At 55.7% G+C, this 7671-nt stretch carries 10 protein-coding genes and 1 pseudogene; 10 read left to right on the forward strand and 1 reads right to left on the reverse strand.

Annotation, left to right across the window (positions count from 1 at the left end; translation table 11 throughout):
- The 10 genes from PROAA_RS05500 to nagZ form a co-directional block, all read left to right on the forward strand.
- Positions 1 to 166: glutaredoxin family protein (locus tag PROAA_RS05500; RefSeq protein ID WP_186410382.1), on the forward strand; the 166-nt coding region annotated here is incomplete at its 5' end.
- Between the two features lie 9 nt (positions 167 to 175).
- The gene (gene lepA, locus PROAA_RS05505; RefSeq protein WP_245664177.1) at positions 176 to 1621 is read left to right on the forward strand and encodes a translation elongation factor 4; all 1446 of its coding nucleotides are present in this window, start codon (positions 176 to 178) and stop codon (positions 1619 to 1621) included.
- A gap of 11 nt (positions 1622 to 1632) precedes the next feature.
- Positions 1633 to 2421, forward strand: a complete 789-nt coding sequence (gene lepB, locus PROAA_RS05510) for a signal peptidase I (protein WP_186410383.1) — start codon at positions 1633 to 1635, stop codon at positions 2419 to 2421.
- 12 nt (positions 2422 to 2433) lie between these two features.
- Positions 2434 to 2787, forward strand: coding sequence for a DUF4845 domain-containing protein (locus PROAA_RS05515; protein ID WP_186410384.1), 354 nt, complete (start codon positions 2434 to 2436; stop codon positions 2785 to 2787).
- Positions 2788 to 2795: 8 nt separating this feature from the next.
- Complete coding sequence (gene rnc, locus PROAA_RS05520) at positions 2796 to 3464, forward strand: ribonuclease III (protein ID WP_186410385.1); 669 nt, start codon at positions 2796 to 2798, stop codon at positions 3462 to 3464.
- Positions 3461 to 4345, forward strand: a complete 885-nt coding sequence (gene era / locus PROAA_RS05525; protein ID WP_186410386.1) for a GTPase Era — start codon at positions 3461 to 3463, stop codon at positions 4343 to 4345. Before rnc ends, era begins: the two co-directional genes overlap by 4 nt.
- Before the next feature lie 24 nt (positions 4346 to 4369).
- Positions 4370 to 5083, forward strand: coding sequence for a DNA repair protein RecO (gene recO, locus PROAA_RS05530; RefSeq protein WP_186410387.1), 714 nt, complete (start codon positions 4370 to 4372; stop codon positions 5081 to 5083).
- Complete coding sequence (locus PROAA_RS05535) at positions 5080 to 5871, forward strand: pyridoxine 5'-phosphate synthase (RefSeq protein ID WP_186410388.1); 792 nt, start codon at positions 5080 to 5082, stop codon at positions 5869 to 5871. Before recO ends, PROAA_RS05535 begins: the two co-directional genes overlap by 4 nt.
- Positions 5868 to 6245 (forward strand): holo-ACP synthase, encoded by a 378-nt coding sequence (gene acpS, locus PROAA_RS05540; RefSeq protein ID WP_186410389.1) that lies wholly within the window; start codon positions 5868 to 5870, stop codon positions 6243 to 6245. Before PROAA_RS05535 ends, acpS begins: the two co-directional genes overlap by 4 nt.
- Positions 6246 to 6248: 3 nt before the next feature.
- On the forward strand, positions 6249 to 7268 hold the full coding sequence (nagZ, locus tag PROAA_RS05545) for a beta-N-acetylhexosaminidase (RefSeq protein ID WP_186410390.1): 1020 nt from the start codon (positions 6249 to 6251) through the stop codon (positions 7266 to 7268).
- A gap of 96 nt (positions 7269 to 7364) precedes the next feature.
- Here nagZ and PROAA_RS05550 read toward each other — a convergent pair.
- Positions 7365 to 7671: pseudogene (locus PROAA_RS05550) on the reverse strand (elongation factor P); the annotation flags it as partial.

Here is a 7671-nt window from a genome sequence, read left to right on the forward strand (position 1 = left end):
GGCTGAATTCGGGGTTGACGTTGATGTTGTCGATGTGGATGCCGACCCCAGGCTTGAAGCGCTCTATGATGAATTGGTTCCAGTACTGCTGCATGAGGGAACCGAGCTCTGCCATTACCACCTCGAAGATGCCAAACTCCGTGATTATTTGAGCAAAATCCGCTAAAATCCGCCCATGGATACCGCAATCGAACTCGGCGTCGAAGTTCTGCCCGTCTTGAACAAGATCGATCTTCCGTCGGCCATGCCCGACAACGCACGTCAGGAAATCGAGGACGTCATTGGCATTGACGCTTCACACGCCATTCTTGCTTCTGCCAAGACGGGTCTTGGCGTGGATGAAATCCTGGAAGCGATCATCGAGCGTATCCCGGCACCACAAGGAGACCCCGATGCGCCGCTAAAGGCGCTTCTGATTGATTCATGGTTTGACAATTACGTCGGCGTTGTCATGCTGGTTCGCGTCATCGATGGAACCTTGCGCCAGAAGAACAGGATTCGCTTGATGGCAAGTGATTCGACCCATTTGTGCGAACAAGTGGGTGTGTTTACGCCCAAAGCCGTGCCCAGGGAAACCTTGAGCGCCGGCGAAGTGGGTTACATAATTTCCGGCATCAAGGAGCTGCAAGCGGCCAAAGTGGGAGATACCGTAACCTCAGCCGAGAATCCTGCGAAGGAAGCGCTGCCCGGATTCAAGGAAATCAAGTCACAGGTATTTGCCGGCCTTTATCCGATCGAATCGAACCAGTACGATTCGCTGCGCGAATCGCTGGAGAAACTCAAGCTCAACGACGCCTCTCTGCACTACGAACCTGAAGTATCGCAGGCGCTTGGCTTCGGTTTTCGTTGCGGGTTTCTTGGCTTGCTGCACATGGAAATCGTGCAGGAGCGGTTGGAACGCGAATTCGATCAGGATCTCATCTCTACCGCGCCAACGGTCGTCTATGAAGTTCTGATGCGCGACGGCAGCATCGTTCAGGTGGAAAACCCGGCAAAACTTCCGGAGCCGTCAAAAGTCGAAGAGGTTCGCGAACCGATCATCACGACTACCGTCTTTGTTCCACAGGAGTACCTCGGCAACGTCATTACCCTGTGCAACCAGAAGCGTGGCAATCAGGTGGACATGACCTACCACGGGCGTCAGGTTCAATTGATCTATGAGATGCCGATGGCTGAAGTGGTCATGGATTTCTTCGACAAGTTGAAATCCGTCTCGCGCGGATATGCCTCGCTCGACTACGATTTCAAGGAATTCAGAGCGGCCGACGTCGTCAAGCTGGACATCCTGATCAATGGCGAGAAAGTTGATGCCTTGTCGATGATTGTGCATCGGGCAAATTCGATCTACCGGGGACGAGAACTCGCCTCCAAAATGCGCGAATTGATTCCACGCCAGATGTACGACGTCGCCATTCAGGCGGCGATAGGGTCGAACATCGTCGCACGTGAAAACATCAAAGCCATGCGCAAGGACGTACTTGCCAAGTGCTACGGTGGCGACATCACGCGCAAGAAGAAATTGCTCGAAAAGCAAAAGGCCGGCAAGAAGCGGATGAAACAGGTCGGGTCGGTTGAGATTCCACAGGAAGCCTTTCTTGCTGTGCTGCGTGTCGGAAAGTAGGGAGTATAAGTGTGAATTTTGCGTTGATCCTATTCTGCCTGCTGCTTGTCAGTGGCGCCATCTGGGTGGCGGATATTTTTGTCTTGAGGAAGTTCAGGGCGGCCGACGCCAAGGATCCCTGGTGGGTGGAGTATGGCGCGAGCTTCTTCCCGGTTATCCTGATCGTTTTCGTGCTGCGTTCTTTTATTGTTGAACCGTTCAAGATCCCGTCGGCATCGATGCTGCCAACGCTGCATGTTGGCGATTTCATTCTGGTCAACAAATTTACCTACGGGATTCGATTGCCAGTAGTCAACAAGAAGATCATTGATATCAACGAGCCGCAGCGAGGCGACGTCATGGTCTTCCGCTATCCGGAAGATCCGTCACTGGACTATATCAAGCGCGTTGTTGGCGTTCCAGGCGACAAGGTGGCCTACCAGAACAAGCGGCTCACAATTAACGGAAAGCCGGTAGAAACCAGGAGAGTGGACGATTATCTTCATCCGGAACGGCTCTACTATTCGAAACAGTTTGTCGAGAAATCCGATGGCGTCGAGCACCATACGCTCAACGATACCGATGCCCCTGACTTTATTTCGAAAGCTACGCAATTTCCATATCGGAATGATTGCCTCTACAATAATGCAGGTTTGATCTGCACGGTGCCGGCCGGCCACTATTTCATGATGGGTGACAACCGCGACAACAGCCGTGATAGCCGTTTTTGGGGGTTTGTTCCAGAAGAAAACATCGTTGGCAAAGCGTTCTTCATCTGGCTCAACTTCGGAGACTTGAAACGGATTGGCTCATTTAGATAGAAGGAATTTACTATGAAAAATCAGCGTGGTGTGGCGATTACGGGGTTGTTGCTGTGGGGCTTTGTCATTGTGATTGTTGCCTTGCTGGGCATGAAAGTTGTGCCGGAATATATGGACTATTTTAAGATATTGAAGAGCGTCAAATCCATATCGAAAGAATCATCAGGGCAGACAGTTGCCGATATCCGTAAGGCCTTTGATAGATATGTAGACGTTAACTACTTGAAAGACATTAGCGGTACTGACCTCGATATTTCCAAAGAGGGCAACGCTGTGGTCATAGCGTTTGCCTACGAAAAGCGCATTCCTTTGTTCTACAATGTCAGTCTATTGATCGATTTTCAGGGCTCATCGTCAGGGAACTAAGCAGCCGGATGACCAATCGACTTGAGCAGGCACTAGGCCACCGGTATTCCGATCAGTCCCTACTGCTGACAGCACTGACGCATCGCAGCCACAGTTGGCCGCACAATGAACGGCTCGAGTTTCTTGGTGATTCCATCCTCAATGGGGTCATTGCTCGCCAGCTTTTCGATTGCTTCCCGGATTTGCCGGAGGGCGATCTATCACGATTGCGCGCCAATCTTGTCCGTCAGGAAAGCCTCCATCAACTGGCTCTGTCGCTATCGCTTGGAGAGTTTCTGCGGCTAGGAGACGGCGAGCTGAAGAGCGGCGGTCGACAGCGCCCGTCAATACTTGCTGACGCTCTTGAGGCCTTGTTTGGCGCCATCTGGCTGGATGCCGGATTCGATGCGGCCAGCGCAGTCATCGTGCGCTTATATGCCGAAAAGCTTGCAACCATCGTTCCCGGACAGCCGATCAAGGACGCCAAGACCCGCCTTCAGGAAGCATTGCAAGGCAGACGCCTGCCTCTGCCAAAATACTCACTGGCCAGCACCGAAGGCGAAGCACACGCGCAGCAATTCAGTATTTCCTGCCAGATCGATGCCTTGAACATTCGCACCCAGGGCAGTGGAGGCAGTCGTCGGGCAGCGGAGCAAATGGCGGCCGAGCGCGCGCTGGAGGATATACAACACGCATGAGTGAATTGAAATCCGGCACGATTGCCATCGTCGGTCGCCCGAACGTTGGCAAGTCGACTCTACTCAACCGACTGGTCGGTGAAAAAATCAGCATAGTCTCGCGCAAGGCACAGACAACGCGGCATCGCATCATGGGTATTCTGACGCAGCCTGATGCCCAATATGTATTTGTCGATACCCCAGGGTTTCAGACCCGGCATACCAATGCACTCAACCAGGCGATGAATCGCGGTGTGACGCAAGCGCTGGCGGAAGTCGATGTTGTGGTTCTTGTCGTCGATGCGGATCGTTTTGACGCGAAAGATAAGGCGGTTATCCAACTCCTGACACCGGAACGTCCGGTCATTCTGGCCGTCAACAAGATCGACCAGATCAAGGACAAGACCCGGCTCTTGCCCATTCTCGCCAACCTTGCCGGGCAATATTCGTTTGTCGCCATCGTTCCAATCAGCGCAGCGAAAGGCAGTCAGCTCGATGACCTGCTGGCCGAAATTCGCAAACAACTGCCACACGAGGAACTGCTGTACGGTGAAGACGAGATAACCGACAGGAGCGAACGATTTCTCGCCGCCGAATTCATTCGCGAAAAACTCTTTCGGCTAATCGGAGACGAGCTGCCCTATGCCGCCACCGTCGAAGTGGAAAGATTCGAGATTGACGGAGCATTGCGTCGTATCAACGCTGCAATAGTGGTTGATCGTCAGGCGCACAAGGGGATTGTCATAGGCAAAAGTGGCGAAACCCTGAAACGAATCGCCTCGGAAGCACGTCAGGACATGGAACGCCTGTTTGACGGCAAGGTGTTTCTTGAAGTATTTGTCAAGGTCAAGTCGGGGTGGAACAACGATGAGCGTTTGCTCAAGAGCCTTGGCTACGAATAAATCGCAGGGAGGGCGCCGGAGGTGATGCACCGGAACAAGGTCGACGGCCAGCCTGCTTTCGTGTTGCACACCTACGCTTTCCGTGAAACCAGCCTGATCGTCGAAGTGTTCTCGCGCGACTTTGGCCGTGTTGCCCTGTTGGCGCGAGGAGCCCGCCGCCCGCGTTCCCCCATGCGTGGCGTATTGCTCGCCTTCCAACCGCTCGAACTGGCCTGGGCTGGTCGAGGCGAAGTGCAAACCCTGATACGTGCCGAGTGGCAGGGCGGGCAACCCTTGCTGTCCGGCAAGGCGCTGTTTTGCGCTTACTACCTCAACGAGCTGTTGATGCAGCTTCTGCCGCGCGAAGATGCCCATTTGCGCCTTTTCTCGGTCTATGGTGAAACATTGCGACGCTTTTCAATGACATTCAGAGAGTCGGATCTGCGCTGCTTCGAGCGGTCATTCCTGCAGGAATTGGGTTACGGACTGACTCTTGAAAAGGACGTCGACGGTGTGCCGATCGATATTGCCGGGCATTATGCTTACCGGATCGAAAATGGCCCGGTAAAGCTCCAGCGCCCCGGCAGTTCAGCATTGTCGATCAGCGGCAAGACCTTGATTGACCTGTCGTGTGAAGATTTTACCGATCCGCGGACACAGATTGAAGTCAAGCAACTGATGCGGGCATTGATTTCTCATTACACTGGCGATAAGAATCTGGAGACACGCCGGATATTCAGGGAGCTACAGGAACTATGATCGAACTTGGCGTCAATATTGATCACGTCGCGACGATTCGTCAGGCGCGAAAAACCTATGAGCCGGAACCGGCCTGGGCTGCCGTCGAAGCCCATCTCGGAGGCGCGGACGGAATCACCGTTCACCTGCGTGAAGATCGACGGCATATCCAGGATGCCGACGTAGAAAAACTTCGCACACTGACCCAGATCAAGCTCAATCTCGAGATGGCGGCGACCGACGAGATGGTTGAAATCGCCTGCAAACTTAGGCCGGAAATGGCCATGCTGGTGCCTGAAGGCCGCCATGAGGTCACCACGGAAGGCGGCCTGGATATCGTGGCGCAGGAGGCCAAGCTGAAACGGGCCATCAAGCGTTTTTCCGCGGTGGGCATTGTCAGCAGTGTCTTCATTGACGCGGAACTGGATCAGATCGACGCGGCAGCACGCATCGGCGCACGTGTATGCGAAATCCATACCGGGCCCTACGCCCATGCATTCCACCACAAGGGGCGCGATGCCGAAAGCCCGGCTGTACTGGCCGAACTCGACAAGATCCGCATCGCCGGAGAAGCGATTCGCAGCCACGGTATGCGCTTCAATGCCGGCCATGCTCTCAACTACTTCAACGTGCAACCGGTCGCCCGACTGCCAGGCATCCGCGAGCTGCATATTGGTCATGCAATCGTCAGCCGCGCGGTTTTCGTCGGCCTGCGCGAAGCAGTGCGTGAAATGAAGCGACTCATGCGCGAGGCGCAAGCACATGAGCCACTTTATCCACCACCCAACCTGCCATCAACCTCCAGATGATTGCCGGCGTCGGCACGGATATCGTAGCCGTTGCCCGGCTCGCCAAACTTTATGAGCGCCACGGCGAACGGGCACTGGACAAGCTGCTGGCACCGCTTGAACGCGCCGATTTCGAAAAGGCCAAAGACCCGGCGCGTTTTCTGGCCAAGCGCTTTGCTGCCAAGGAAGCTCTTGGCAAGGCGCTGGGCATCGGCGTTGCCGCACCCGCCACGCTGCCCAATATCGCCATAGTGCACGATGCTTACGGCAAACCCGGCTTTGACTTTGCCCCGAAACTCGTGCAATACCTCAGCGAACGCGGACTGGTCGGCCATCTTTCAATCAGCGACGAACAGGAATTCGCCCTGGCCTTCGTCATTCTGGAACACGCCTGAACCATGACTGCGCCACTCGAACTGCCGCATGGCCCACTGATGATCGACATCGCCGGGCTGGAACTGACCGAACGGGACCGGAAGTGCCTGATTCACCCACTGGTCGGCGGCCTCATCCTGTTTGCCCGTAACTATCGATCGAAGGAACAACTCTCACGGCTGACAGCCGAAGTTCACGCGCTGCGCTCACCACCGCTGCCGATTGCCATCGATCAGGAAGGGGGCAGGGTGCAGCGTTGTCGCGACGGCTTTACCTCGATCCCACCGATGCGCAGCCTTGGCGCGCTGTGGGAACAAAGTCCGTCGGAAGCGCTCGGCGCTGCGCGCGATATCGGCTATGTATTGGCCGCCGAGTTGCGCGCCTGCGGCGTCGATCTGTCCTGCACGCCTGTCCTCGATCTCGACTGGGGGCACAGCAGCGTGATTGGCGACCGTGCCTTTCACCGCGACCCGGAGGCTGTCGTTCAACTCGCTGGCGCGTTGATTGAAGGCTTGCATCATGCCGGTGTAGCCGCCTGCGGCAAGCATTTCCCCGGACACGGCTGGGCTGAAGCCGATTCACACGTCGCCATACCTGTCGATGATCGCAGCCTGGCCGAAATATCCGTGGACATGCAACCCTATCGACGCCTCAAGCTTGACGTCGTGATGCCGGCGCATGTCATTTATCCGCAGGTGGATTCGCGTCCGGCAGGTTTTTCGCCTGTCTGGAATAACATTCTGCGCAAGGAGATCGGCTTCGGCGGCGTGATTTTCAGCGACGATCTGTCGATGCAAGGCGCCAGCATCGCGGGGGATGTCGTCGAGCGGGTGACCGCCGCCTGGGACGCCGGATGCGACATGCTGCTCGTGTGCAATGCGCCGGGCAGCGTGGACGACGTGCTCGAACGCTGGCAGCCGGTGTTCGACCCGGTGCGTTCCGCGCGCATCGCGCGATTGCTACCGAATGCTGCCTTGCCCGCCATGCAGGGCAACCCGCAGTACATCGCGGGAGTCAAAATGGCTGAGGTGCTTCTATCCTAGGCCAACGGTAAAACCGGGGCACATCCTGCGGCGCCCCTAAACAGATGTCGTTCAGGACGTATCCTGTCGACGGCCAATTCTGGCTTGCTGGAGAAACTACTTCACACGCGCGCGATACTCGTTGGTACGGGTATCGATTTCGATCTTGTCGCCGATTTCAACAAAGGCCGGAACGGGAAGCTCAAAGCCTGTTGAAAGGCGTGCCGGCTTCATTACCTTGCCCGAGGTATCGCCCTTGACTGCCGGTTCCGTGTAAATGACTTCGCGAACGAGGCTGTTCGGGAGTTCGACCGATATCGCCTTGCCTTCGTAAAACACCACTTCGCACGGCATGGCTTCCTCAAGGAAGCTCAGCGCGTCGGCCATGCATTCGCCTTCGATTTCGTACTGGTTGTACTCGGCG

The sequence above is a fragment of the Candidatus Propionivibrio aalborgensis genome (genome assembly GCF_900089945.1).
Taxonomy (GTDB): domain Bacteria; phylum Pseudomonadota; class Gammaproteobacteria; order Burkholderiales; family Rhodocyclaceae; genus Propionivibrio; species Propionivibrio aalborgensis.